Below are 25939 nucleotides of genomic sequence, written 5' to 3'. Positions count from 1 at the left end.
TAATAGCTAAAATGGCATGTTTAATAACATGCCATTTTTCTTTGTTATGGTCACAGACTCAACTTAGGAGGACAGCTATACCCATAGCGATTTTATTTCTGTGTTTTGCGTGTAGTGGTGTTGCAGCTGAGCCTGTAATAGCTCAGCAGTCGCCAGTGCATCACTCAGCGCATGGTGGGCAATATAATATGGCAAACCATATCGTTTTCGGCTGTCAGCCAGACGAATAGAAGAAATAGGCTGGCGCGTGAAGCGTTGCCAGAAAGTTTGCCGGGCAGTTTCAACCTGATGTTCGAGCATCATGGTGTCAATCAATGGAAACTCTATCCCTTCTCCCAGCCGTTGTATCAAAGTCTGATTAAAAAACAGCCGTTCAATATGGCGATAATGTACCACAATCACTCTACCAGCAAGGCAAGCAAGCAGCTCTTCAAGGATGTCTTCAAGATCAGGGGCATCACTGACCTGCGAGTGGGTGATTTGATGTACCACTACAGATTCGGTATGCAGTGGCGTAGCAGGTTTTATGATCCAGTGTTTTGCATCACGACAATAAATTCGTCGCGCATCGAATGGTACCAGGCCTACACTGACAATATCATCCGTTTCATGATCCAATCCGGTGGTCTCAAAATCCAGTGCCACAAAGCGCGCTTGTGACACCGGTGTTTCAGGTGCCTGCACGCCTGCGTTGTAAAACGCTCTCAGACGCTCATCATTGCTCTGGCGGGCCAAATGTGCGAAGCGGTTTGGCCAGGATAAAATGTCACCTTGTACTGCCATTATTTTAGCATCGCTTTATTCTGGTAGCGGATCTTGAGGTAGCTCTGGGCTTTGTCCAGTACCGCAAACGCTTCTTTCAAGTTTCGCTGCTCAAACTCTGACAGCCGCTTAGGTAAAATATTATTATCCGGCTGCTTTCCCTGTTCTATTTGCCTTGCCTGGTGGCGGATCCGGATCATCGCGATATATTCAAGCGCCGCTTCAAGATCTTCGACTTTTCCCGGCGGCAACAACTGGGCGTCTTTTATGTCTTCGAGCCGCTCAAACGAATTTTGCTTACGCGAGCCGATGGCCAGGGCATGCACACGCACCAAATCGGACAGCGGTGCAGTGCCACGGCGCTTAATATTCAGCGAGTGCTTGTGTTCACCGTCCTGCTCAAGCACAAAATCTTTAAAAAAGCCCAGTGGAGGTGTTCTGCGTAAAGAGTTACTTGCCATAGCAGCTAAAAAACGCGGTGTGTTTTTTGCCTTTTTTGCCACCAACTCACTCAGGCGACTGGCCAGCTGAATGTGACCGAAGACCCCGTCCAGATCAAAAAAGATTGAGCTATGCAGCAGGGCTTCGGGTTTGGGGTTATCCATCCAGTCTTCAAACTGCGCCTGCCAGTCACTGGCAGTTAAGCGCCACTGCGGGTTTGTTGCCATAATGCCACCATCACACAATTTGTAGCCACATTGTGCCAGAGCGTCACAGACAAACTTGGCCAGCGCGGCAAAGTAGCTGTCATGTTTATCCGCATCAAACGCATCATCCAGGATCAGCGCATTGTCCTGATCGGTCACGATAAGCTGCTCATCCCGTGCCATTGAGCCCAATGCAATAAAGCAATAAGGCACGGGGGGCTCCCCCAATTTGTCCTCGGCCAGTTCCAGTAACCGCTGTTTAATAGTGCGGCCAATCACAGACATCGCCGTGCCCACCATATGTGAATTAGCATCTTCATTGACCAAACGCACAAACACACTGGACAACGACTGGGCATAGTGCGCTACGTCCTCTACACTTTGCTGCTCCATGATCCCTTTGACAAACAATAAGCTGCTCTGCGACTCGTAACGTAAGATGTCCGACAAGGCAATCACACCGATAGGCCGACGTTTATGAACCACAGGCAGATGATGCAGATTGTCTCTGAGCATCATCATCATGGCCTCAAAGACATACGCATTAGAATCGACGATGGTGAGCTCCCGGGTCATGATATTGGCGACAGGTTGATTTGTGTTTAAACCTTGCGCCACGACTTTAATGCGCAAGTCTTTATCGCTCAGGATCCCCACAATTTGACCGTCATCATCTTCGGGATCATCGTTGACCGGTTTACTCGGATCGTAAATCAATAAGGCCGAAACCTGTTCTTCGGTCATCAGTCTCGCGGCATCACGAATAGTGCAGGTCAGCTCAACCGATACCAGCTCTCTGAGCAACAACGTTTTGACTTTGGCCGTGGTCAGGTCGTTGTTGTCTGCCTGATCTGACACCGCCTGGATCAGTCCACCGCTGTCGTCGGCCTCAAAAAAGTCGGCAAATGCCTCATGCTCGTCACAAAATGCTTCAAACAGGGTCACGGGAATGCAGTACACTAAGGTGTCTTCCAGGGCCATTACCGGAAAGCGTACCTTGCGGTTCATCAACAGACCACGCTGACCAAACAGCCCGCCTTCTGAAATTCGGTTATACAGCTCACCATTTCTGCGGTAAACCTCCACGGATCCGGCCCGCACCACATACAAGCTTGAGATTGATTCCCCGTAGTGCAGTATTTCGCTACGAGCACGGTAATAGCCAACCTCAACCTCAGAAGCAAGCTGCTTAAGCGCGTGCTCGGGTAAATCATTAAATGGTGGATGTGCAGACAAAAACTGCATGATCTCAAAATGTTCTATTTGCATAATGACCGTTATATGACCCTGATAATCACTATTGTGGGTAATTGCGCAGGTGAACGCAAGGGAGGCACCCGCTCACGGTACCCTGTGCACATTTTGTCACACTAATTTTTTACTCTGTGACTTGTAATTATGATGATTTACCTTCATATACAAAGCGTGCTTTGGAAGCTAAAAATACTGCAACTAAACCTATGGTAAAACGCCTTGCTGAAGGAAATGGATCCCACCTGGCGCGTGTAGGCAAACGTATGCAAGTAACATAGCCCACTTTGTACAAGCTGATCCCAGTTTGTGGGCTGCAAACAATAAGTTGAGTATAAGCTTGAGGTTAAAATGAAACGAATCGTGCTATTTTTGATCACCAACCTGGCAGTCATGCTGGTGCTGGGGATTGTTCTGTCACTCGTCATGTCTGTGTTAGGTCTGTCTAACCGCAGTTATGGCGGCATGCTACTCATTGCCGGAGTGTTCGGCTTTGGTGGTGCGTTTATTTCGCTGTTTATGTCGAAATGGATCGCTAAAAAATCAACCGGGGCCTATGTCATTGAGCAACCCCGCAATGAAAGTGAGCACTGGCTGGTACAAACCGTTGCTAATCAGGCGAAACAAGTGGGTATTCAAATGCCCGAAGTTGCCATCTACGACAGTCCTGAAATCAATGCCTTTGCAACGGGCCCCAGCAAAAACAACAGCCTGGTTGCGGTCAGTACCGGGTTACTACACAATATGACTCAGGATGAAGCTGAAGCTGTGCTGGCACACGAGGTTTCTCACGTTGCCAACGGCGATATGGTCACGCTCACGCTCATTCAGGGCGTGGTGAATACCTTTGTCATCTTTATCGCTAAAGTATTGGCGAATCTGATTGACGGCTTTCTTAACGGTGACGAAGAAAACAACGGTGTGAGCTGGACTTATATCATTTTCGATATGATTTTCCAGGTCCTGTTTGGCATCCTGGCCTCGGTGATTGTTGCCTACTTTAGCCGTCAACGTGAATTTGCGGCCGACAAAGGCGCTGCGGAGTTGGTGGGCGCACATAAAATGCGCGCAGCCTTGGAGCGTCTGCGCCACAACCAAGAGTCACAGCTCGAAGGGTCTATGATGGCCTTTGGTATCGCATCGGGTAAGAGTTTGTCGGAGATGTTCGCTTCTCACCCGCCACTGGAGCAACGTATTCAGGCGCTACGTTAAATATAACAAGAAAAAAGGCTTCGCATTGCGAAGCCTTTTTTGAAAATTAAACTGCCTATCAGATAACTGGTCAGCTAATTACTTTTCTATCCAGGGCGTCACCGAGACGACTTCACTCAGCGTATAAAAGCGTGCGGCATCATTCTCCCAGTCATCCATCACTTCAAAATGACAGACCAGCTTATCACAGCTGACCCCGGGTGCCGACAGATTAGGCTCGCTGGAAAACGTCACTTTTACTCCCTTTTGCTGTGGCAGTAAAAAGCCCATCAGTTTGCTGACAAAAAAGCCGGACAGATCCGACAACAGCCCGTCAAACTCATGATGCAACTGATACAAACGCTGCCTGGTCAGATGCGCAGTAGTAAAGTACTCAGATTCAATCTGAAATTTGATCTGACAATCATGCTGAGCGTTTAGTGGCTTTGCAACAATCACAGCTTTGTCTTTGTCAAGCTTTTCACTAAACGGCAACAACAGCTGGGCCTCTTGGGTATAATTGAGTGGCTGCTCACTGGTTTCAGTGACAATTTTACCAGCCTTGAGCTGACAAGGTGCCAGTGACGCAATGTCTACCAGATAAAAATTTACCCGGGCAAATTCAAACTCGCCCTTTTCAACTACCTTAAGGCGGTCATAAAAGCCATCGTACGAAACCACAAACTCTTCTTGAGCCTGTACGCCAGTTGCAACCCCTGCCATACCCAGCAAAAGCGCTAACATCCTACTCTTCATCAAAATAAGCCTTGTTGTGTCTGATCATATCGTTAAGTTCTTCAATATAATGCACGCCCCGCTCCGAGTATGACAAGAGTCCTGCGGTCAACGCCGTGGCTTCAATCGGCTTTTTCTGCGCGCGCAGCTCAGCACGCTTGGCCCTGAGGTCTTTATAGGCATCATGGGTATTGATGTTTCTAAAATACGACTTAACCGATGCCCGCACCGACTGGAAAGCCGCGACTTCATGCACCGCTTCATCGTTACGGCGTTTTGGGATCATCCCACAGCCTTTGCGATAGCACCACTGACCAAAAAAGTTCAGGCCAATACGCGCAAACCGCGAGGTGCCCCAGGCCGACTCATTGGCCGCCTGCATTAACGCCAATTCTTTAGGGATAATATCTACCCGACGCAGTGCCCGTTTTAGGTTCTCAATGGAGATGGTGTCATCCTCTATCCTGTAGAGCTTAAACACCTGCTCGATCCTTTGTTGTTGAATATCACTGAGTGGCTCTTCAAACTGCAGCATCATCAGGGCAATTTCTATACTGGCACGTTGCTGTAAGATCAGCTCGTTTTCCGCTTCAACATGGGGCTTGATAAAATCAAAAAACCGTTTTTTCTTAGTGGCAATATCACGAATTTTGCCAAACTCCGGCAGCTTAACCTTGTGCAAAGGCTTTTCCACTTCCTTAACCTGAGGCTCCGTCACGACGACTTCTGGCTCAGGTGAGGGTTCTGGGGAAACTGGGGGCTTGGCGATAAATGGATACAGGATCGCGAATATTGAAATCGCGGCAATAATAACTTTAACTAGTAAACGCATGATTCTCCTCACACTAGTACCAACTACCAAATCAAAGTGCTGAAAACACCCTTAAATTGGCGTAACTACGCAGGTTTTCTGAAAATCCCTAACAGAATGACCCTGCTGTACTTTGCTCTTTCATTTTCAAATTAGCGGATAATGATAACAAAACTTACCACTAAACGCGAATTTCTGCATTTCATCGTGGCGATGGGACTTTCCTCAACCCAAATGCGTTCAGCGCTTTAATTTGGGTTTTTCGTTTATCCTCAGACACAGCAAAGATATACTGAGTATAGCTTAGCGCAATTGAAGGACATCTATGAGCCAGTCACCATGGCAGCAACGACAGCTGGACCAAAATAAGTATCGCCCTAACGACAATCGCTCAGCCTGGCAGATTGACCGTTCCAGGATCATTCATGCCGCGGCTTTTCGACGTCTGCAGTCAAAAACACAGATAATGAGTATAGGCGTCAATGATTTTTACCGGACGCGCTTAACGCATTCTCTTGAAGTATCTCAAATAGGCACAGGTTTATTGCGCCACCTGAGAGCACAACATCCGGATTTTGCCTGGTTTCCGTCTTCAAGTCTGATGGAAACCATTTGTCTGGCACATGATATCGGGCACCCTCCCTTTGGTCATGGCGGAGAAATCGCCCTTAACTATTTGCTGCGTGATCATGGCGGCTTTGAAGGCAACGCACAAACGCTACGAATAGTCACCAAACTGGAACCCTACTCCAAAGGGTATGGTATGAACCTCACTCGCCGAACTTTGCTCGGCTTTATTAAGTACCCGGCAATCATTGATGAGTTAAGGCTGGCCATTCCACACACCGACCCCAATCAGCGCTTTATTTATACCCAGCAATGGCTGCCTGCCAAAGGGATCTACCACTGTGACAAAGATGTCCTGGACTGGATCCTGGCGCCATTTAGTCAGGATGACAAGAACTTGCTGCAAAGCCATGTACAAGTCAACGAATATAAAGCGAAAACCCGCTTCAAGTCACTCGACAGTGCCATCATGGAATATGCTGATGACTTTGCCTATGCCGTACACGACCTGGAAGATGCCATAGCCACGGAGACCCTGAGTGAACGAGAATGGCAGCGTTATGCTCTGCCCGAATTGCGCAAAATCTCCTCTCCCTGGCTGGATAAACATCTCGACAGTATCAGTGAACGCTTGTTCTCCCACGATGAGTCTCTGCGTAAAGACGTAATTGGCGAGCTGGTAAACCTGTTTATCGTCAACTGTGAACTCAGTACTCAGGACAGCAATTTCAACGACCCGTTACTGCACCACACCGTCAAGTTGTCTGATGAGTTTGAGGCCATTTTAGGTGTGCTCAAACACTTTGTTTTTGCAAGACTTATCCGCGACCCGAAAATGCAGCAAATCGAATTCAGCGGTCAAAATATGCTGATTGACCTGTTCGGGGCGTTTCAGAGCGATCCCCTGCGCTTACTCCCTCATACCACTCAGGCTCACTACGCATTGGCACAGGACGAGACCGCACAAATGCGCGTACTGGCAGACTATCTGTCGGGCATGACAGACGAATATGCACGGCGCTGTTATCAGCGTCTATTCGGCAACAGTCCAATGCAAGCACCAGTGAAAAGCGGCCCACATATGTGAGCCGTTTCTGCTGAACACCGCAGTATAAAGACCCGGGACAGTTAAATATGCCTAGTCTGACAGTTTACCGATCGGGGTCCCACCAACATCCATCTGCGTTACCGGCGTACTTTGGCGCAGCGCAACAGTATTTGCCGCGGTATTACCCAGGAACACTGTCTGCGCGCCTTTCGTAAAACTATCATTGTGAATACACTGAGGCCGGATTGCCAATGCACTGCCATCATTCGGTACTTCAAATACCGTAAAATGGAACTGCTCCGTGGTTACTGTACGGTAGTATCCATCCTCCCGAGTATTGTCAAGTCGGCGGCCAAGTAATATTCTGGACACAGTCGGCTCTTTGAACGCGGGATCAACCCCTGTTGCCGGTAACCAGATATGTGGAAAAGGGTGATGTTCCACAAACAATCCACCCCCTTTAATTGGGCTGAATTCATATTCCGTGACGTACTCCGGGAGTTTTTGATCGTACTGAATACCCCATAAATCCTGGGTAAAACCCAGATCAAACATTTCACCCGGTTCAAGCAGGGTTCCACCATAATACGCTAACGTTTCGAGATAAGTGTTGCGCTCCTGTTCTGTTGAACCAAACTGTAAGAGTGGAAACTTTAGTTTTACCGACTCTCCGGCGCAGGCAGGGTTGAGAATAAGTTGCCCCGTACTGCCGAACACGTTAGAGGCGCCATCCAGTCCAGCAATACCTGCTCCATCAGTTGCAGCTGTCCAAAAGCCACTGACAGCAAGCGCGTTTTCAGCCTCAGGAGGTTTACCCGTACGGTCATGATGATATTGGTTCAGTCGGGTGATCAAGTCGCCGTCAGGATTCAATGGTGCCCGCTCACTGGGTACCACCAGATTATCGGCATTTGGGTCTAAATGCACAATGGTACCAGTACGAATTGGGCCAAACAGCCCGGTAGTCGTCTGCAGTAGTTGCTTTTTAGCCTCACGATTAAGTACCGCACCATTGAGAAACTCAAAGTTATTATTCAGATCTGCGTCAGATACACCTCGCCTGACAAATTTCCAGCGCTGCTCCTCCATCTGGCGTGTACGATATTCAGACAGTGTTTCCCCCCCTAAACCCCTGACTCTTTTTAGTGTGACGTGTGACATTTGCTTGCTCCTTAACTTGATTTGCTCTGCGCATGCGGATGCTTGATTGCCCCCTTTGGTCAGTAGAGTCTAAAAATGTCGTTTTTACCATTACGGCTAATTACCTGAAGTAGATTGAGACAGAGGTGCATTTTTGCTAATGTACCTATTTTATAGAAGTGTATATAAGATGAGAAGTACAGCTCCGGAAGCTTGGTATTTGGTGCTATTGGCGGTTACTGCGGTGTTGCTGCCGTTTATTGTTGGTTTGGTGATTATAAAGATATACAGATACTTCAAACCATTCGAACAGGCTGATCAAGACAGTATTGGCCTTGCCCACCTCACTGAAAATCGAGACGGATTTTTCAAAATATTTTTTGTCGGGCTACTGAGCTGCCTGCCAGTGTTTTATTTTATATATCAAGCCGGTTAATATTAGCCGGCTTGATATCATTACCAAACAGCTCGGGCGAGTTATAAACCAAACACCACTTTTTCACTTTTCAGCAATCTGCTACTCAGGTAAGTAAACAGCGCAAACAATGCCAGTGTAAAGACCGACGCCACGCCCAATGGTGTATATGGTATTGCATTACCTTTGATAAGTTCAATCATAGCGTATTGCTGCGCAGCAATCGGCAACCACTGGATAGTTTCTGTCGCGATATCGTAACTGGTCATCATGCTCAGACCAACCGGCACCATGAGAACCATAGTGACGTATGACTGTGCCTCTTTAAATGACTTAGCCATAAAGGACACAAAAATCAGCATACTGGCCGACATGAGGGCAATTGGTATTCCGATGATCAAGCTTACCAGAATAAAACGAATATCCAGAGTAATGCTAAAGCCCAGCTGCTCCCAGGCCACCATGGCGTAAGCGAACTTAGACACCACCAGTACCAGAGCTAATCCCAGAATAGAGAAAGTGGCAATCGCGGCGACTTTAGCCAATACAATCTGCATACTGCTTAACGGATGACTCAGCAGCAGCGCCAGTGAATTACGTTCCCGCTCGCCCGCACTGGTGTCTATGCCTAGATTCATTGCGGAGTAAAACACTGCAATAATGATGGACAAGGTCACGATGCCAAGAAACAAGCCTCCTTTAGCATCCGGAGTAGCCTGGTCGTGTGTCTGCACGTCCAGTGCGCGCATCAGGCCAGGATCGATACCACGCGCGACCAGGCGCAGTCCCGCAACTTCGCTGTTATATCTCAATAACGCGGTTTCCAGCCTGCGCACGGATTTGATCAGCTTACTGTCTGACTTATCAGCAACAATCACTACGGTTGCACTACGGCCATGGGCCATATCCTGCTGATAGTCTTCACTTATCTCCAGACGAATGGGCTTTACATCGTCCGCGTCACTGTGACTAATTTCAGCGCTATCCAGATACTGAACCAGATTCGGAGCACGATCAGCACCTTCAATGGTAATTTTTAGTGCTTCAGGCGACGCCATTTGTTGCAACAAGATTGAGAACAGCAGGCACATTACGATAGGTGCACCAAACGCATAATACAAGCCAGCCATCACCGAACGTTTGTCACGATACGCATCTAGCAGCTCTTTTTTGAAGAGGATATTTACCTGTCTCATCATGCCGCAATCCCCTCATCGCTGCCTATCAGTACGATAAACGCCTCTTCCAGGCTCGCTTTACCTGTCTGCTCACAAAGCTGGTCCGGTGTGCCCTGAGCAACCACTTTACCTTTAGCCATCACCACAACATGGTCGCACAATGCGGCTACCTCTTGCATTACATGGCTTGAAAACAGCACACAATGGCCCTGCTCCTTAAGCATTAGCAATAGCTCCCTGAGTACGCGGGTACTCATTACATCCAGCCCGCGAGTAGGCTCATCAAGAATGATGTTGCGTGGCTGATGCACGATTGCCTGAGCCAGTGCTGTTTTCATTCGCTGACCCTGAGAAAAGCCCTGGCAGCGTCTGTCGGCAATGTCTGTCATTTTCAACTGCTCGATAACACGTTGAGTCGCCGCTTTTGCCGCGGTTTTCGTCATACCACTCAGCTGCGCATAAAACTCAATATATTCTCTGGGTGTCAGGCGTTCATAGAGGCCGCATGGGTCCGGAAACAAGCCCAGCTGTTGTTTTGCAGCCATCGGATCTTCGTGAACCTTTATTCCATCGATCTCAGCGTACCCGTCGTCAGCTTGCAACAAACCAAACACAGTTCTCAGACAGGTTGTTTTGCCTGCCCCGTTTGGACCCAGTAACCCGGTGATATGGCCGTTTTCGGCACTAAAGCTCAGGCCATCCATCGCGTCCACTGAGGCAATTTGTTTTTTAAGATTGTGTACTTTGATCATGTTACGGCTCCTGGCTTGCCACTACGGGGCCATTGGGGTTCATAAAATAGCGTCTGACGGTCGCCTTTTTTAAACAGCTGTCATCCAGTTTGCCGGGGTCACCCTGACTGATGAATTCAGCAACCAGTTTATCGGCACAACTTTGCCCTGCCACGCCATGCGTTGCCTCATCAGCGATCAGGTGACGCGCATTTGTCATATTAACCATGGCCAGCTCTGCCCAGCTTGGAGGTGTTGCGGGATCGAGTCCGCCAGACAACAATAAGGTTGGAATGTCCGTACTAAGCGGCTGATAAAAGTCTTTTTTGACCGCGCTGACCTGCCATATCGGACAACTGGCATCGAGTGACTCCATCATCAGACGCCCAAAGTAACTGCTGGCAAAACGCGACCGTGTTTGTGCCGTGAGTGCAGGCCAGTCTTCGCCGCAAACGATTGCACTGTGCATGCCCATCGCCAGCGAGCCAAATGCGGAATCACTGCCCATCAGCCCAACCAAAGGTAAATAATTGCCTTTTACCGCCTCGCTGATGGCCAGCGGCACCAGAGCACGTGTTGTATGGCTATACAGCGCCATGCGAATGGCCGAACGTACCTTATTTTGTGTCAACACCAGCGGAATGAGGTTGTGCATTCTGGGATGTGGTACCTGTACCGTCGCTGGTTGCGCTATCAGTGTGTCAAGCAGCGTCTGGTACTGTTGCGCCAGCTGCGGATACTGGCGGTTACATTCAACGCTGTCAGCACATTCTGAGAATATCGCCTGTAATGAGTCATCTATGGCCTCGCCTATCGCAATCAGACTTTGCTGCATAGGTACCACGCCATCTAGTGTCGCACTCGCCACAGCTTCTGGGTAGCGACGCATATACTCTTGTGCGATACGCGTACCATAAGACGCCCCAAAGAGGTGAAGTTTTTTGTATCCCAGCTCGAGGCGTACCGCTTCAAAATCCTTGACTGCCGCAGCTGTGGTAAAATGGCTGAGATCAGTATTAAGCTTGGTTTTACACTTCTGGGTTTCTTCACGACTGTATTCAAAAATGGGCAGCGCATCGTCATTAAAGGCAAACTGTGCCTCAAGAGGATCCATGTCACACTGAAGCAAACTGGATTTGCCGGTACCACGTTGATCAACCAAAATAATATCCCGCTCTTCGCGGGCATAACGCAAGACACGTGCAAAGACGGCCGCAACGTCAATGGCTGATTGCCCCGGTCCGCCAGCGAATGCCAAAATGGCTTCTGTTGGATGGACCTGTTTAATAGCTGGGATCACTGCATAGTGTATGCTGATCTGTTCACTGTTATTTTCCGATAAGGGCTGCTCCACACTGCCGCACAGCAGCTGATCAGCAAGTCCCTTGGCATAGCAAGGAGTCAGGCCAGCTGTGTCGGCATGGCTGACTGTGCCGCTGAGCAGGCCAACAGCAATCAGGCTGTGTCTGAGCAGTATGCGGAATCGCCCGCGATTATTTTTCATTGTACCGTCCTTTTCAGTGCCCGGGCGGGTCTTCTATAAGTCAGATTTACTCGAGTATATCATTGTTATGTCGGCAGTTCCCTAATCAAAAACAGTCGATTGTTCTTCAAATCACATTCACTTATCTTTAAGAGTGATTTATTTCGTTGTTCTTTTTTTGCGTTTTAGTTTAAAAATTCACTGTGACGAAACGTTACACTAAACACAAAAGGAAACATCAATGAAACTATTTTCAGCCCTGGCGAGCTGCGTTTTAGCCGCCACTTTAACTTCAACCTCAGTTGCTGCAGATGACTCGCAACTACAAAGTGCACCAGCTAGCCTAGTTGCAGAGCTGACACAAATGTGTGTTGAATGGGCTCAGGATGACGAAGTTGCAACCGATGCGCTACGTCAGTACGTTTTGCAGTGTGTTAACGAGGAGCTATCTGCCAGCGGCTACGTGGCCGTGACAGAAGTCGACATCTAATACTCAAAGATCAAAAAAGGCCAGTTTTTGCTGGCCTTTTTGTTTTCAATCATAGGGTAATCAAACTGGTTATTTAAGACTTAGCGCTCTTACGCTTTTTCTCTTCCTCAACCCACTTACCGTTTTCGTAGGTCGCTTTCCAGCCTGTGGCTTTTCCTTCGACTTCCGTCATCACATATTGCGATTTGGTTTTACGAGAGTACCTTACTACGGCCAGGTTACCATCACTATCCTGCTCTGGCGCATCCGCCAGATAATAGAACTTAGGCGAAATACGATCCCTGAAGCGTTTAAGCTCAGCCACTTTAGGCGCACGTGTTTCCCTGGATTTAGGGAAGGTATGCGCAGCCAGGAAAATACCAGATGCACCGTCACGAAGCACAAAATAAGCTTCTGACTTCTCACACGGGAGTTCAGGTAAGTGCACCGGATCTTCTTTAGGTGGCGCAGGCTCACCGCTTTTCAGCAGCTTACGCGTGTTTTTGCAGTCTTCACTGGTACAGTCAAAGTACTTACCGAAACGGCCTGACTTAAGCTGCATGTCTGCGCCACACTTGTCGCACTCGATGACCGGCCCGTCATAGCCTTTAATCTTGAAGCTGCCTTCCTCAATCACGTAGCCACTACAACCCGGGTTATTACCACAGACATGTAGCTTACGCTTTTCATCAATCAGATAAGAGTCCATCGCGGTTTCGCACTTAGGGCAACGCTTCATCTGTCTCAGACTTTCGGTTTCTGCGTCTTCTACATCCGCATCAACCGCTTCATCACCCGGGATGAGATTCATGGTCGTCGTACAGCGCTCTTTTGGTGGTAAGTTGTAACCGGTACAACCCAGGAATACCCCGGTAGAAGCAGTACGGATCCCCATCTTACGACCACAGGTTGGACAATCGATGTCGGTCTCAACCATGACATTCTGACGCATGCCGCCTTCGGCTTCCTCTTTACCAGCCAGTTCAAGCTGGTTAGAGAAATCGGCATAAAACTTATCAAGCACCTGAGTCCAGACACGATCACCTTCGGCGATTTCGTCCAGGCGATTTTCCATCTTGGCGGTAAAATCAAAGTCCATCAGTTCGTCGAAGTTTTCTATCAACCGGTCAGTAACAATCTCCCCCATTTTTTCAGCATAGAAACGGCGGTTTTCCACTCGCACGTAACCACGATCCTGAATGGTCGAGATAATTGACGCATAAGTAGATGGACGGCCAATGCCTCGTTTTTCAAGCTCTTTAACCAAGCTCGCCTCACTAAAGCGTGCCGGCGGTTTAGTAAAGTGCTGCTTTGGATCCAGCGCCTGCAACTGCACGGTATCACCTACCGCAACGGCTGGCAGTGCCTGTTCCTCTTCGTTTTTCTTACGTACTGCTGGCTGCACACGTGTCCAACCGTCAAAACGCAACACACGGCCGCGTGCTTTAAGCGTGTAATCGCCTGCACCTACAGTGATATTAGTCAGGTCGTATTCTGCTGGTGTCATCTGACAGGCAACAAACTGACGCCAGATAAGCTCATAGAGCTTCTTAGCATCAGCATCAACGCCTTCAACATGTCCGGAAAGGATTTTAACATCAGAAGGACGGATTGCCTCGTGCGCTTCCTGAGCATTGTCTTTTGCACTGTATTTAATGGGAACACCCGGCAAGTACTTATCACCAAAGTTATCCAAAATATAACCACGGGCCATTTCAACCGCATCATTAGACAGGTTGGTAGAGTCTGTACGCATATAGGTAATGTAACCCGCTTCGTACAAACGTTGTGCCAGCATCATGGTCTTTTTCACCCCGTAGCCCAGACGAGTGCTTGCCGCCTGCTGCATGGTTGAGGTAATAAAAGGTGCACTGGGACGGCTCTTACTGGGTTTCTCTTCAACCTTAACAACCTGATACTGTGCTTTTTGCAGCTCTGTAACGGCTTTGTTAGCTTGCGTTTCGTTCAGTGGTTTAAAAGCTTCACCCTGATACTTGGTCACGGCAAAGCGGACGTCTTGTTCCGCTAACGCTGTGTCCGCATGAATATCCCAAAACTCTTCCGGAATAAACGCTTTAATTTCACGCTCACGTTCTACCAGTAAGCGAACGGCCACAGACTGAACACGACCGGCTGATAATCCGCGCGCGACTTTTTGCCACAACAAAGGAGATACCATAAAACCCACAACGCGGTCGAGGAAACGTCGTGCCTGTTGCGCATAAACCATGTCAGTGTTTAGCTGCCCTGGTGCCTCAAACGCCTGTGTGATGGCATTTTTGGTGATTTCGTTAAATACAACACGTTTATATTTGCTTGCATCAGCACCGATCACTTCTTCAAGGTGCCACGCGATTGCCTCTCCCTCTCTATCCAAATCGGTTGCGAGATAGATGGTGTCTGCATTTTCTGCGAGCTTAGCCAGTTCTTGTACGACTTTTTCTTTGCCAGGTAGCACTTCATAGTGCGGCTCCCAGCCTTTTTCCGGGTCTATTCCCATCCGGGCAACCAGGTTCGCGTAATCTTTCTTCTTTCTATATTCAGCCTTTTCCTCTGGCGACATCTTTCTCACTTCAGCGGGAGATTTTGTTGCCAGGCCTTTAGTTTTACCTGCGCCTGAGGTAGGAAGATCACGGATATGACCAACACTGGATTTCACAATGTAGTCTTTACCCAGGTACTTATTGATAGTTTTTGCCTTTGCGGGAGACTCTACGATTACTAGCGATTTGCCCATAGCTGCCTATTTGACTTCTGTCTGGTTGTTGCCCTTCATTGGGCGCGATTAAATATAGGTATATCCACAAATACCTATTGTTACAAGCTTTTCGTTCGATCTTTTCGCCAAGCAGTGATTTTATGAACAATTGTTGTTGCTAATTTACCCAGGCGTATAGATTGCTTGATGGAAAGGGCGAATATAGCGGATATGAAAGGAATTTCAAGGGTTAAAGAAAAAGGGCCAATAATTTGGCCCTTGTTTTGACGTTGTTAGCCAGCGTCTATAATGCTCAACGTTCTGGTATGAACTGTAGATTCACCATCATCACTGGCTGATGGAATAGTAAAGGTGACAGTCATATTTCCGACGGTTCTGCTGTTAGATGCTGCCTCTCTGGAAATTGAAACGACCGCCTCTAGAGTACCACTTGCAGTTGAGTCGGTAATAGTTCCTGTCAGGCTACCCACACCGACTTCACCATTGTTTGTTGTAATGGTGATAGTGGTGCCAGCCGGTAACGTGTTGCCGTTAATATCCGAATAGAAAATATGTACGGGAATAAAAGTGGTTGCACCAACGTTAGCATGAGTAAGGTCTATTTGTTCGATATCACAGTAATCAGCACTATTCGAATCTTCGAGAGACGCCAACCCAATAAGCAAAGCCTCAGATGTCCCATCACAACTGACGGGGTTAGCAACCGGATCCGTTGCGTAGGCGGGATTCATATATGTCTTGGGAACCGCAAATCTGACATAAGGTATGTTACCCGACAAGACAATTTCAAACGTCTTACGTACTTCTATTAAGTCTCTTGTACAATACGGACCACCATCAGCGTTCATCGCCTCTTCAGAGCATAACAGGCCGTTATAAATACCATCAGCTTTGTCATATACGCCGTTGTTGTTGATATCACTAAAGGTTTCGAAATGCCCGCCAGTGCTGTTACCCGGTTCACAATCTTGAGAAGGCAGGTCACAGCTCACCGGTTGGCAGTTCTCCCCATTTTCGTCACAGTTTCTGAACTTGCCGTCTTCATTATTATCAATAAAGGCTTCTGGCAAATCGAATGCGGTATAGAATTCCCCCTGATCGAATCGACCATTTCTTCTTTCTATTCCATCTGAACTGGGTTTATCAACAAAGCTCTCCTGGCCCTTGGCAGTAACGAGAATAGATACTCTACCCCCTCGCACTATCGGATTGCCATCTAAGTTGTTCGCGGGGTACCCGCCAATACATGGTGCAGTCTGTCCAAAATATGTATCACAAACCCTATCGAGGGTATTCCCCCATTTTGTGTCACTAAACGGAATATCTCCCTGGCGTCTCCATTGAACAACACACAAGCCGTCAACAGCCTGACATTCATATGTGCTACTTGCTGGTCCGCCAATGGCACCAACAACACCCGCTTCTGCGAGCACATTGGCAACGATATTATCACCCGACAACTGATTGAACTGGTCGCCAAAATACACATGGATATCCGTTGTTACACCGATATTGTTCAATGCATTAAGGTTATTCTTAGTCGGTGCGGCGTCGAAACTGTTTTGATCAGGCACACCTGATGACAAGATAACGCCAGAAGACACCGCATTGATTTGGTCCGCGATTGGAATAAGGGTCAATGTTTCATCTTTGACACAGCCAAACTTTCCTTCGTCGAGTTCAGATTCAGAGAGAGAAGCACAGAGATCGATTTGCGACTGCCAGCACGTTACATTTTGTCCATCCGGCAGGTCTTTATACAGCTCATCTTTGACATAGCAGGCTTCAACGACCAGAGCGCCCGGCACTATCCCTGATGTGATAGTGGTTTGCGCAACCCCTTCATTATCAGTGCTGCTACTATAGTTTACGAGCAAAGCTTCACCGGATTGATCTGAGACCTTAAAGTCCATCCGCTTTTGCTTTAATGGCAAACTATCTGTATCTGTCAGCTTAAATTTTAGAACAGAAGTTGTTGGCACTCCCCCAATACCAGGAGGTAAACCGATAAACGCGTTAGATGCAGAAACAAAAGCAATAGCCTGGGCTTCAGCCTCCAATACTCTGAATTGAATGGACTCAGGTTGATTTACACCGCCACCAGATGTAATCGTCGCCACCACAGTGTCAAGACCATTACAACCGTTTGCTCTGAACGTTGAACTGGCAACGCCATTGATAGACCTCACCTGTGAATCAATTGTTGCTGTGCCTTCATCAGCACAGGTCGAACTAAATTCTACATCAACAGGCAGTGTATACGGGTTTTGCTTTGCTTCATCCGAATAGACACTGGCGGTAATGACCATAGAGCCACCAGATTTAAGTGCCGTGGCTTCGTCGGTACCATGGGGCGCAGATAAGTCTAAATACAGACTCTGCAGGCCAATAGAGAAGTTACGGGAGCCGGTTTCTCCGTTGTACGATGCCGTAATGGTGCCCGCGCCACTACCATTGCCCGGTTGAAACTTAAGTAGCGCAACGCCTTGGCTATCGGTTAATACCCTGCCAGAAGAAGGTAACACCTGGCCTACGCTGGTTGTGATATCTACGATCGCATTAGCAATGTTTTTCGAAGTATCCTGACGTTCAGTGATACTGACATAAATATCGGGGATCTCTGTCGACTCCAGATTGGTAATGCTATTACAGTTGGTTGACGGGTCAGACGGATTCAATTTCACCGTTTCTCTGTCTGCATCCCAATTTGAATTGCACTCAGTCAGTAGCCTAACTTGAATGTTGTAGTCCCCTTCATTTTGATTACTCGCACCGGCAGAGTTAAAGTATTTAGGCTCATCGCTTGTATACGTGACCCCATTTAATTCATAAGCAACATTTATACGCCCCAAACCAGATGTTACGGTAGGCAATACCGTTATTTCTGCAACACCACTTGCGTTAGTCTGAACTAAGCCGCTGGCCGGGTTCAGGGTTGCCAGGCTATCCGTCGTGAATAACACTGGCTTGTTAGCCAGAGGCACACCATTTTGAGTCAGTGTAACAATCGCAATACCCGTTGTTTGGTCGTTAAGCGGTGTGCTTGCATCAATATTCTGATCACGATCAGATGAATTAACAAGAGAAATATCAGATAGCTTGATGCCACCATCACCGGCACTAATAAAGTTAAGGCGACTAGACACTACCACGGCATCGTTTTCAATAAATGACACGGTTACTGACCCCGCGCCAGAAGTAGAATTATCTACAAGTCTGATACTCGTGTTACCGGTATTGTCTGTGAGCGTCGAGTAAGTTTTTACTATATCACCTGAGAATGGGTCTTCCAGGTCAGCATACTGATCAACGGTAAACTGGATGCGCGCATTTTCTTCTGCATCACTGTCTAGTGTTAAGTTAACCGACAGCGTCAGGGGTGAGGCAGCGGACACTGAATTTGACGCGCCTTGTGCATTCGAACTTGAAATAAGCAGTTTGTAACCGCTTTCGCCAAAATCTTCGTCACCGTCAGAGTAGTATCTCGCCACTTCTGTCACAGCGGCACCACCACTGCCATAGGAGGCAGAAACCTGATCCCACCCGATGATTTTATTTGGAATAAGTGTAACAACGGCCTCGCCATTGTCATCAGTGATCGTCACACCATCAGAAGGGGCAGTAACCGCCTTAGTGCCTCCGGAAATGGTCACCAACTCGTTTTTAATTGGATCACCGTCTTTAGTCAAGGTTGCGACCACTCGTGTGACCGTACCTGGTTTGAGAGGGTTTTCCTGGTTAATGGCATTGTTCTGATCGTCGACGACGCTGACTAAAAGTTGTATTCCTTCACCCGCTACAATGCCCTGAGAGTAATATCTGCCTGTTGCTAACGCTCGCCCGGCGTATGATACATCAAACTCCTCCCAACCTTTGGAGTTATTCACAGTGAGTTTAAAAATCGCATCACCGTCGTCATTAGTAAGTGCAGCTTCGTCATCTATCACTGATCTTACTAACTCACCCACAGTAACCAGCTCATTTGCGACAGGCGCGCCATCTCGTGTGAGGTTCACTTCTACTGTCCCCTCTCTTTCCATAAGTAGGGGGTTTTCTTTGGTGATTGCATTTCCGGCAGAGTCAACCACGGAGACCGTCATTTGCAGACCACCATCTCCCGCGCCAACGTAGCTGGCAACGGTTCTGGCTGCTTCATCACCGGACACTGAGTAAGTTGCCGTAAACGCATCAAGTTGTTGATCAACCGTCGCTGTTTCTGTCGCGAAAATTTGAATTTCTGCCTGACCATTCGCATCTGTTCTGACTGACTCGGTTGGCTTTGCAAAGCGCGCGCTGGCTTCAACAGAAACCGCGATTTCAGCGTTTGCAACAGGCTGTTCATTCAAAGTGAGCTGAATTTGTGCCGTCAACGGATTAGCCAGTGACAGGTCACTGGAAGCTTGCTCAGCAGCGTTAACCAATTGCACGCGCAGGTCGTAAACCTCTTTATCGTAAAAGGGGTTACCTGCTGACTCGAATCCGATACGGGCGTTGATGTCTTCGTTATAGGTAACCTGAACATAGCCCGCTCCCACTTTGTCCGTTGCCTGGACAAGTAAACGTGCCGCACCATTGGCGTCAGTCTGTACATTTGAGTTGCCATTCGTAACAAGTAGATCTTCGCTGTCGGCCTCTTTAGAAAACTCAAGTACCTGTCCATTCAAAGGTGTGCCATTGTCGGTTAGGATTGCGGTGACTGTCGCAATCTCTGTACCGCTAATTGGATTAGTCGCATTGATCGGCTGACCATCTGAGCCGGTAATCGTCATCGCGATTTGGATACCACCATCACCAGCCGCGGCATAAGGTACTGAACCACTGACGGTATTTTCACCCACGTCCGCAGTGGCTGAAATGGTACCCGCCCCGCCTAACCGATTGGCGATAATCGTCACTTTCGCTTCACCATTGCTGTCGGTAAGTTGTGAACTCACAGAGGCGAAGTCAGAAAACTCGTCATTAGTAAATTTAACCAGATTATTGGCAACGGGTGCGCCATCATTGGTGAGCTTTGCTGTGATTGTGATGGGGTTACTGATACTGAGGCTTCCGCCACTTGCTGAACTTGTACTCAGTACCAGTTCATAATCTGTATTTGTACCGCCACCTCCCGAGGTGTCTTTTTCAATCGAACCACCGCCACCACAGGCGATCATCAGCAAACTGAGCAAAGTAATACTAAACCAGCGCATCAGAGACATTTTCGATTCTCCCTAGCAATCTAATAATTTTGAGTTATTTTCACCATGTTAACCCAATTGTGGATGTAAAATCACAAATTTTTAGCGGCTGTCATCGATTTTTTCTGTTCATATTCAACTATCCTGTTAGGCTATAGCGATTTTGTAAAATGTAAGTGTTAGGACGATGTCAAAGGCTATGTCACAAAACAAAAAAATGAGCCTAACTACCCGTATCATGCTGGGCATGGTTTTGGGTGTTATTCTGGGTCTGTTGATACAAACCATTCTGGGCGATAAGCCCGAAGTTGCGATTCCTCTGGGCCTGTTCGATTTGCCAATCAAAGGCTTTTTCGTAGACGGGCTGTTCCACATCGGTGGGCAGATTTTTATCGCCAGTTTGAAAATGCTGGTTGTTCCTTTGGTCTTTATTTCTCTGGTGGTCGGTACCTGTAGCCTGAGCGATCCTAAGAAGCTGGGTCGTCTGGGTGGTAAGTCCATTTTGCTTTACCTCTCTACCACTGCCATCGCTATTACTGTGGCTATTTCTCTTGCCCTGCTGGTTAGCCCGGGTGGAGGCGTCGCAATTCCGACTACGGCGACCTTCGATGCACAGCAAGCACCTACGCTGGCACAGGTCATTATTAGCATGTTCCCGACCAACCCTATCAATGCAATGGCCAGCGGTAAGATGCTCCAGGTGATTGTCTTTGCTCTGCTGTTTGGTATTGCCATGGCGTTGAGTGGCGATGCGGGTAAACGTTGTGCCAAGGTGTTTGAAGATTTGAACACTGTGGTACTCAAGCTGGTTACCTTGCTGATGAACCTGGCCCCTTACGGTGTATTCTGTCTGATGGCCAAGTTGTTCACCACCATTGAAATGGACCTGATTGTAGAACTTGGTAAGTACTTCCTGGTGGTGGTTGCTGCCTTGCTGATCCACGCCTTTGTTAATTACAGTATTTTGCTTAAAGTGCTGACAGGTCTGAGCCCGCTTACTTTCCTGGCCAAGATGAAAGATGCGTGTATGTTTGCATTCAGTACCTCAAGTTCAAGTGCTACTATGCCAGTAACATTAGAAACCGCGACGAAAAAACTTGGTGCACATAACTCTGTGGCCTCTTTCACAGTCCCACTGGGCGCAACCATCAACATGGATGGCACCGCCATTATGCAGGGTGTGGCAACCGTGTTTATTGCACAAGTATTCGCTGTTGATCTAACTGTGAGCGACTATCTGATGGTTATTCTGACTGCCACACTTGCCTCAGTTGGTACCGCAGGCGTGCCAGGCGTTGGTCTGATTATGTTAGCCATGGTTCTGAACCAGGTTGGCCTGCCGGTTGAAGGGATTGCCATCATTATGGGCGTAGACCGACTGCTGGATATGACTCGTACCGCGGTGAATGTGACCGGCGACTGTATGGTCACCTGTGTGGTCGCTAAGTCAGAAGGCGAGCTGGATATTGATGTGTTTAATGACGCCGATGCCGCCAAAGATCTGGAAGAAAACATGGATTTGGAAAAGCTGTCTAAAAAAGCTTAACTGAACACATAAACAAAAAAGGCAGGTCGCCTGAGCGCCCTGCCTTTTTTAATGTCCAATAAATAAACTATTTTTTGTCGTGAATTGCATCCAGGCGAGCCAACAAACTGGAAGTATCGAAGCGACCGCCCCCCAGCGCCTGTACATCCGCATAATACTGATCAACCATAGCGGTCAGTGACAGTGAAGACCCATTGCTGCGCGCTTCGTCCAGTGCAATACCCAAATCCTTACGCATCCAGTCGACGGCAAAACCAAAATCATATTCACCAGCAAGCATGGTTTTATAGCGGTTTTCCATCTGCCATGACCCTGCAGCCCCCTTGGCAATGGTCTCTACCACTTTTTCACCATCCAGTCCTGCCTGTTTGGCAAAGTGCAGCCCTTCAGCCAGCCCCTGCACCACTCCTGCGATACAGATTTGATTCACCATTTTACACAGCTGGCCAGAACCCACTTCACCCAATAACTGGCTAAAACGGCTAAATGCCGCCATAACAGGCTGGACACGAGCAAAGACTTCTGGCTCACCACCCACCATGACCGTCAGTACGCCATTTTCTGCGCCAGCCTGACCACCCGATACAGGCGCATCCAGGAACGCCACGTTTTGAGCAGCTGCACGCTCGGCAACCTCACGCGCTACTTTTGCAGACGTGGTCGTATGGTCAATCAATACTGTATTTTCAGCCATCCCCGCCAAAACGCCCTCTTCACCGTACACCACAGATCTGAGATCGTCGTCATTACCTACACACATGAAAACCAATTCTGCACCAGCTACGGCCTCCTTAGGTGTCGGGGCATATGTTCCCTGATACTGCCCGGCCCAGCGCTGTGCTTTAGCGGTCGTGCGGTTGTATACAGTGACCTGGTGACCTGCTTGTTGTAAGTGGCCGGCCATGGGGTATCCCATCACCCCCAATCCGATGAATGCGACTTTGACTGACATAAATTTGTCCTATTTGGCTGTTAAGCTAGAAAGATGGAGTTGTTATACCTGAGCCATCTAAGCATGGCAAATGAAAAATACCAGCTATGAATCAATTGATTAAAAAGAAAAAACATCAAGGAGCCTGACAGGATGGAGAACATATATCGTTTCAGCGTGAAACTACTGAATGGCGAGACGCTGACACTCAGATCCTTGCAAGGCAGACCCGTATTGATTGTCAATATCGCCAGCAAGTGTAGCTTTGCCCCTCAACTCAGTGCACTGGAAAAGCTCTATAAAAAGTACCACCCGATGGGACTCGAAATCATTGCCTTTCCCTGCCATCAATTTGGCCGTAATGAACCGCTGGAAAACGAAATGCTCAGAGAGTTTTATCAGTCGCATTTTAATCTCAGTTTTCATATCTCAGAAAAAGTACTGGTCAATGGCCCAGATGCCCATCCTCTCTTTAATTACCTCAAGGTAAATACCAGAGGAATAGCGCAAAACCGCGCGATTAAATGGAATTTTACTAAGTTTTTAGTAAACTCAGAGGGCGTTTTATTGTCCCGTTATGCACCCAGGACAAAACCCGAAACCTTAAAATCGATTATAGAGAGTCAAGTGTCCAATGAGAGTCGCCCTATTCAGTTCGCAAAAGTATGAGCTGCCATTTTTTGAGCATGCACTTACCCAGTTTCCTGATATTGAGTTTGAGTTTTTTGAGCAAGCACTGAACGATAAAACCGTTGCACTGGCGCAAGGGTTTGATGCCATTTGTGTGTTTGTGAACGATCAGGTTGATGCCAACGTGCTGGCCGAACTCGCTGAGCTGGGCGTTCAGAGTGTCGCACTGCGTTGTGCAGGCTTTAACAATGTCGATATCGAAGCGGCCCACGCCTTGGGCATTAAAGTCGTACGTGTGCCAGCCTACAGCCCTGAAGCCGTGGCCGAGCATTGTATTGCCCTGATGCTGACACTGAGCCGTAAAACTCATAAAGCCTACAACCGGGTACGAGAAGATAATTTTGATCTCAACGGTTTACTGGGCTTTAACCTGCACAACAAAACCGTCGGTATCATTGGCTGTGGTAAAATAGGCCAGGCACTGGTTGCTATTCTCAATGGCTTCGGCGCCCACGTGCTGGTGTACGACCCGAACATTGGAGAAGGCTCTTATACTCAGGTTTCTCTGGATATGCTGCTTGAGCAAAGCGACATTATCACCCTGCACTGCCCACTGACCGAAGCCACCCACCATCTGATCGACGACGCGGCTTTTGACAAAATGAAGCAAGGCGTGATGCTGATCAACACCAGCCGCGGTGCGCTGGTAGATAGCAAAGCCTGTATCCGCGCGCTAAAATCCAGAAAGCTCGGCTATCTTGGCCTGGACGTATATGAACAGGAGTCAGAGCTGTTCTTTAAAAACCGCAGCGATGAAGTCATACAGGACGATGTCTTTATGCGACTGGCAAGCTTCCAGAACGTACTTATCACCGGTCATCAGGGCTTTTTCACCAAGGAAGCCTTAAGCGAAATCGCCCATACCACAGTGACTAACCTCAACGCCATTCGCACGGGACAAGCGCTGGAAAACCAGGTTTGATTTACATCAACAAAAAGCCTGGCATCGCCAGGCTTTCTGCATTCAGGCTACTGCTGTTACTTAAAGAAAGCCACATTAGCAAAAACGGCTGTCATCAACACCGGGCAGACAAAGCGTACATACTGGGCAAACCAGTACATCTTGCCACTGCATTCCAGTGCCAGCTGGTTACCACGACGCCATACCCAGCCTACCGTGATAAAATAGAACAAGCCCATCAGTGGTAACTGGTAATGAGTTAGAATCTGGATCACCAAGCCAAACAGCCAGTCGAAATTGAGGATAATAGCGCCTGAGCTTATCAACAGCACAAAGGTCACCAGCCAGGTTGCCTGACCACGCTTAAAGCCATGATTTTCAACCAGGAACGACACCGGGATTTCGGTTGATGAAATCGTGGATGTCAGTGAGGCTATCGACATCAGCACAAAGAACGTCAGTCCGACGAACAAACCTATCTCGCCCATGGTTTCAAACAACTCAGGCAGAATGGCAAAGATAAGCCTGCCCTCACCAACCAGTTTGCCATTTTGGAAAACTTCCACACCATTATTCTGGGCAATAAACAAAGCCGGAATGATCAAAAGCCCTGCCAGAAACGCCACACCGGTATCCAACATCGCAACGCTAAAGGTCAGTTTTGGTAGGTTCTCATTTGGTCTCAGGTAAGAGCCATAAATCATCATACAGCCAACCCCCAGAGACAATGAGAAAAACGCCTGACCCATGGCAGCAATGATCAATTCAGGATCGCCAATTTTGCTAAAATCAGGCACAAGGTACGCTTTAAACCCGGCAGCAGCACCTTCTAACGTCCCCATATACGCAATCAGCGCCACCAACAGCATAAGTAGCACTGGCATAAGTCGACGTGACCAGGTTTCAATTCCCGACTTCACCCCTTGTAAAATAATGCCGGCCGTCAGCAACAGCATCAGTGGGGTAAAGATAAAATTCCGTAAGGTCGAATCACCGGACAGAAAAGCGCTGGCTTCATTCCAGCCAACTAAACGTGCAAGCGGCTCGAGCGAATGTGCCAACATCCAGCCGGCTACAATAGAATAGAAACTGAGCATCACAATGGCACCGGCAAGGCCGATGTAACCCGCAGATGCACCAATTTTAGGCTGCTTTTCCTGCCAGGCTTGTTTCAATGCTTTAACCGGGTTGGCCTGTGCCTGATGGCCCAAATACAACTCGGTGTACAAAGCCGGTAATGCCAGTAAGAAAATAACGATAAAATAGACCAGCAGAAACGCCCCACCACCGTGGTTCGCTGCCTGAGTGGGAAACCCCCAAATATTACCAAGTCCGACTGCCGCACCGGCTGCCGCTAACACAAAGCCCAGACGGCTTTGAAAACCTTCACGCACTTGAGCCATAATCGAATGCCAAGTTAATTATTGTTGTAGAATGGCGATTATACGCACTTGTAAACAAAATGCGAGTGTCAGTGAGAGCAAATCGGAACAACCTGAAACGTCAGGTGCTTACCCTTGCAAATCGACGCAGTGCCACACCCA

At 48.1% G+C, this 25939-nt stretch carries 19 protein-coding genes; 7 read left to right on the top strand and 12 right to left on the bottom strand.

Annotated features, from left to right (window positions below):
* Positions 1 to 75: 75 nt before the first annotated feature.
* Both ACXAH1_RS14375 and ACXAH1_RS14370 read right to left on the bottom strand, forming a co-directional pair.
* Entirely contained in the window at positions 76 to 783 is a 708-nt protein-coding gene (locus ACXAH1_RS14375) for a 3'-5' exonuclease (protein WP_475197582.1), read from the bottom strand.
* On the bottom strand, positions 783 to 2678 hold the full coding sequence (locus tag ACXAH1_RS14370; protein ID WP_475197580.1) for a DUF294 nucleotidyltransferase-like domain-containing protein: 1896 nt from the start codon (positions 2676 to 2678) through the stop codon (positions 783 to 785). The genes ACXAH1_RS14375 and ACXAH1_RS14370 overlap by 1 nt, the downstream gene beginning before the upstream one ends.
* Before the next feature lie 333 nt (positions 2679 to 3011).
* Between ACXAH1_RS14370 and htpX the strand changes: the two genes are divergently transcribed.
* On the top strand, positions 3012 to 3872 hold the full coding sequence (gene htpX, locus ACXAH1_RS14365; protein ID WP_475197579.1) for a protease HtpX: 861 nt from the start codon (positions 3012 to 3014) through the stop codon (positions 3870 to 3872).
* 78 nt (positions 3873 to 3950) lie between these two features.
* Here htpX and ACXAH1_RS14360 read toward each other — a convergent pair whose 3' ends face one another.
* Together ACXAH1_RS14360 and ACXAH1_RS14355 are read right to left on the bottom strand one after the other, a co-directional pair.
* A complete protein-coding gene (locus tag ACXAH1_RS14360) occupies positions 3951 to 4595 on the bottom strand; it encodes a DUF2987 domain-containing protein (protein WP_475197577.1) in 645 nt (214 codons plus the stop codon).
* Between the two features lies 1 nt (position 4596).
* Positions 4597 to 5418: a glucosaminidase domain-containing protein gene (locus tag ACXAH1_RS14355; protein WP_475197576.1), complete on the bottom strand. Its 822-nt coding sequence runs from the start codon at positions 5416 to 5418 to the stop codon at positions 4597 to 4599.
* Between the two features lie 304 nt (positions 5419 to 5722).
* Here ACXAH1_RS14355 and ACXAH1_RS14350 point away from each other — a divergent pair, with 304 nt between their 5' ends.
* Complete coding sequence (locus ACXAH1_RS14350; RefSeq protein ID WP_475197574.1) at positions 5723 to 7051, top strand: anti-phage deoxyguanosine triphosphatase; 1329 nt, start codon at positions 5723 to 5725, stop codon at positions 7049 to 7051.
* Between the two features lie 51 nt (positions 7052 to 7102).
* Here ACXAH1_RS14350 and ACXAH1_RS14345 read toward each other — a convergent pair whose 3' ends face one another.
* The gene (locus tag ACXAH1_RS14345; protein ID WP_475197573.1) at positions 7103 to 8173 is read right to left on the bottom strand and encodes a hypothetical protein; all 1071 of its coding nucleotides are present in this window, start codon (positions 8171 to 8173) and stop codon (positions 7103 to 7105) included.
* A gap of 169 nt (positions 8174 to 8342) precedes the next feature.
* On the opposite strand from ACXAH1_RS14345, the gene ACXAH1_RS14340 reads away from it, so the two are divergent.
* Positions 8343 to 8588 (top strand): hypothetical protein, encoded by a 246-nt coding sequence (locus tag ACXAH1_RS14340; protein WP_475197572.1) that lies wholly within the window; start codon positions 8343 to 8345, stop codon positions 8586 to 8588.
* A gap of 41 nt (positions 8589 to 8629) precedes the next feature.
* Here ACXAH1_RS14340 and ACXAH1_RS14335 read toward each other — a convergent pair whose 3' ends face one another.
* From ACXAH1_RS14335 to ACXAH1_RS14325, 3 genes are read right to left on the bottom strand one after another with little or no spacing between them, the layout of a single operon-like run.
* Positions 8630 to 9766 carry an ABC transporter permease gene (locus ACXAH1_RS14335; RefSeq protein ID WP_475197571.1) on the bottom strand — a complete coding sequence of 379 codons (1137 nt, stop codon included), beginning with the start codon at positions 9764 to 9766 and terminating at the stop codon, positions 8630 to 8632.
* A complete protein-coding gene (locus ACXAH1_RS14330) occupies positions 9763 to 10497 on the bottom strand; it encodes an ABC transporter ATP-binding protein (RefSeq protein ID WP_253046284.1) in 735 nt (244 codons plus the stop codon). The genes ACXAH1_RS14335 and ACXAH1_RS14330 overlap by 4 nt, the downstream gene beginning before the upstream one ends.
* 1 nt (position 10498) lies before the next feature.
* Positions 10499 to 11980, bottom strand: coding sequence for an alpha/beta hydrolase (locus ACXAH1_RS14325; protein WP_475197570.1), 1482 nt, complete (start codon positions 11978 to 11980; stop codon positions 10499 to 10501).
* A gap of 220 nt (positions 11981 to 12200) precedes the next feature.
* Between ACXAH1_RS14325 and ACXAH1_RS14320 the strand changes: the two genes are divergently transcribed.
* Positions 12201 to 12449, top strand: coding sequence for a hypothetical protein (locus ACXAH1_RS14320; protein ID WP_054016854.1), 249 nt, complete (start codon positions 12201 to 12203; stop codon positions 12447 to 12449).
* A 73-nt stretch (positions 12450 to 12522) separates the two neighbouring features.
* On the opposite strand, the gene topA is transcribed toward ACXAH1_RS14320, so the two are convergent.
* A complete protein-coding gene (topA, locus tag ACXAH1_RS14315; protein WP_475197568.1) occupies positions 12523 to 15165 on the bottom strand; it encodes a type I DNA topoisomerase in 2643 nt (880 codons plus the stop codon).
* Positions 15166 to 15419: 254 nt separating this feature from the next.
* A complete protein-coding gene (locus ACXAH1_RS14310; protein ID WP_475197567.1) occupies positions 15420 to 20348 on the bottom strand; it encodes a hypothetical protein in 4929 nt (1642 codons plus the stop codon).
* A gap of 178 nt (positions 20349 to 20526) precedes the next feature.
* Here ACXAH1_RS14310 and ACXAH1_RS14305 point away from each other — a divergent pair, with 178 nt between their 5' ends.
* Positions 20527 to 21873, top strand: coding sequence for a dicarboxylate/amino acid:cation symporter (locus ACXAH1_RS14305; protein ID WP_253046279.1), 1347 nt, complete (start codon positions 20527 to 20529; stop codon positions 21871 to 21873).
* Positions 21874 to 21940: 67 nt separating this feature from the next.
* On the opposite strand, the gene ACXAH1_RS14300 is transcribed toward ACXAH1_RS14305, so the two are convergent.
* Positions 21941 to 22825, bottom strand: a complete 885-nt coding sequence (locus ACXAH1_RS14300) for an NAD(P)-dependent oxidoreductase (RefSeq protein ID WP_475197564.1) — start codon at positions 22823 to 22825, stop codon at positions 21941 to 21943.
* A 132-nt stretch (positions 22826 to 22957) separates the two neighbouring features.
* On the opposite strand from ACXAH1_RS14300, the gene ACXAH1_RS14295 reads away from it, so the two are divergent.
* On the top strand, positions 22958 to 23473 hold the full coding sequence (locus ACXAH1_RS14295; protein WP_138546785.1) for a glutathione peroxidase: 516 nt from the start codon (positions 22958 to 22960) through the stop codon (positions 23471 to 23473).
* A complete protein-coding gene (locus ACXAH1_RS14290) occupies positions 23439 to 24416 on the top strand; it encodes a 2-hydroxyacid dehydrogenase (protein WP_475197563.1) in 978 nt (325 codons plus the stop codon). The genes ACXAH1_RS14295 and ACXAH1_RS14290 overlap by 35 nt, the downstream gene beginning before the upstream one ends.
* Positions 24417 to 24472: 56 nt before the next feature.
* On the opposite strand, the gene ACXAH1_RS14285 is transcribed toward ACXAH1_RS14290, so the two are convergent.
* Positions 24473 to 25798, bottom strand: coding sequence for a sodium-dependent transporter (locus tag ACXAH1_RS14285; RefSeq protein WP_475197562.1), 1326 nt, complete (start codon positions 25796 to 25798; stop codon positions 24473 to 24475).
* Between the last annotated feature and the right edge of the window lie 141 nt (positions 25799 to 25939).

Source organism: Pseudoalteromonas sp. AWH4_217 (assembly GCF_056161105.1).
The sequence above is the reverse complement of the archived record's forward strand: the minus strand, read 5'-3'. Positions and strand labels throughout refer to the sequence as shown.

Bases quoted from the DNA above. Each gene is read 5' to 3' on its own strand.
- htpX (WP_475197579.1), top strand. From the start codon at position 3,012: ATGAAACGAATCGTGCTATTTTTGATCACCAACCTGGCAGTCATGCTG.
- ACXAH1_RS14300 (WP_475197564.1), bottom strand. From the start codon at position 22,825: ATGTCAGTCAAAGTCGCATTCATCGGATTGGGGGTGATGGGATACCCC.
- ACXAH1_RS14350 (WP_475197574.1), top strand. From the start codon at position 5,723: ATGAGCCAGTCACCATGGCAGCAACGACAGCTGGACCAAAATAAGTAT.
- ACXAH1_RS14355 (WP_475197576.1), bottom strand. From the start codon at position 5,418: ATGCGTTTACTAGTTAAAGTTATTATTGCCGCGATTTCAATATTCGCG.
- ACXAH1_RS14325 (WP_475197570.1), bottom strand. From the start codon at position 11,980: ATGAAAAATAATCGCGGGCGATTCCGCATACTGCTCAGACACAGCCTG.
- ACXAH1_RS14285 (WP_475197562.1), bottom strand. From the start codon at position 25,798: ATGGCTCAAGTGCGTGAAGGTTTTCAAAGCCGTCTGGGCTTTGTGTTA.
- ACXAH1_RS14345 (WP_475197573.1), bottom strand. From the start codon at position 8,173: ATGTCACACGTCACACTAAAAAGAGTCAGGGGTTTAGGGGGGGAAACA.
- ACXAH1_RS14375 (WP_475197582.1), bottom strand. From the start codon at position 783: ATGGCAGTACAAGGTGACATTTTATCCTGGCCAAACCGCTTCGCACAT.
- ACXAH1_RS14295 (WP_138546785.1), top strand. From the start codon at position 22,958: ATGGAGAACATATATCGTTTCAGCGTGAAACTACTGAATGGCGAGACG.
- ACXAH1_RS14335 (WP_475197571.1), bottom strand. From the start codon at position 9,766: ATGATGAGACAGGTAAATATCCTCTTCAAAAAAGAGCTGCTAGATGCG.
- ACXAH1_RS14330 (WP_253046284.1), bottom strand. From the start codon at position 10,497: ATGATCAAAGTACACAATCTTAAAAAACAAATTGCCTCAGTGGACGCG.
- ACXAH1_RS14320 (WP_054016854.1), top strand. From the start codon at position 12,201: ATGAAACTATTTTCAGCCCTGGCGAGCTGCGTTTTAGCCGCCACTTTA.
- topA (WP_475197568.1), bottom strand. From the start codon at position 15,165: ATGGGCAAATCGCTAGTAATCGTAGAGTCTCCCGCAAAGGCAAAAACT.
- ACXAH1_RS14340 (WP_475197572.1), top strand. From the start codon at position 8,343: ATGAGAAGTACAGCTCCGGAAGCTTGGTATTTGGTGCTATTGGCGGTT.
- ACXAH1_RS14360 (WP_475197577.1), bottom strand. From the start codon at position 4,595: ATGTTAGCGCTTTTGCTGGGTATGGCAGGGGTTGCAACTGGCGTACAG.
- ACXAH1_RS14370 (WP_475197580.1), bottom strand. From the start codon at position 2,678: ATGCAAATAGAACATTTTGAGATCATGCAGTTTTTGTCTGCACATCCA.
- ACXAH1_RS14310 (WP_475197567.1), bottom strand. From the start codon at position 20,348: ATGTCTCTGATGCGCTGGTTTAGTATTACTTTGCTCAGTTTGCTGATG.
- ACXAH1_RS14290 (WP_475197563.1), top strand. From the start codon at position 23,439: ATGAGAGTCGCCCTATTCAGTTCGCAAAAGTATGAGCTGCCATTTTTT.
- ACXAH1_RS14305 (WP_253046279.1), top strand. From the start codon at position 20,527: ATGTCACAAAACAAAAAAATGAGCCTAACTACCCGTATCATGCTGGGC.